Origin of the sequence: Paenibacillus sp. YAF4_2, assembly GCF_052113225.1 — a bacterium.
GTDB lineage: Bacteria > Bacillota > Bacilli > Paenibacillales > Paenibacillaceae > Pristimantibacillus.
Genome location: NZ_JBFRCT010000040.1, coordinates 1 through 386, shown reverse-complemented (window position 1 = coordinate 386; position 386 = coordinate 1). Strand labels below are relative to the sequence as shown.

Here is a 386-nt window from a genome sequence, read left to right as displayed (position 1 = left end):
TTGAATCTTTCAGGAAGTCATCCGTTTGGTGGCGATGGCGGAGGGGAACCACACGTTCCCATACCGAACACGACCGTTAAGCCCTCCAGCGCCGATGGTACTTGGACCGCAGGGTCCTGGGAGAGTAGGACGTCGCCAAGCAGGTGTTCTTATAAGCGAGTTTGTTACCAACTTTTGTGAGTTGACTGTAACAAATACGCATGATAAGATAACCTTCCGTCCAAAAGACGGACAAATTGTACCTTGAAAACTGGATAGCGAAAGATAATGAAACATCCTTAAGCAAAGTTGATTTACATCAATAAGGAATTATTGATGATAGGTTAAGCTAGTAAGAGCGCACGGAGGATGCCTAGGCACTAGGAGCCGAAGAAGGACGTGGCGAA

Annotated in this window: 1 rRNA gene; it reads left to right on the top strand. The window is 46.9% G+C overall.

Annotated elements, in window-relative coordinates:
* Positions 1-24: 24 nt before the first annotated feature.
* Positions 25-141, top strand: a 5S ribosomal RNA gene (rrf, locus tag AB4Y93_RS28920).
* Positions 142-386: the final 245 nt, after the last annotated feature.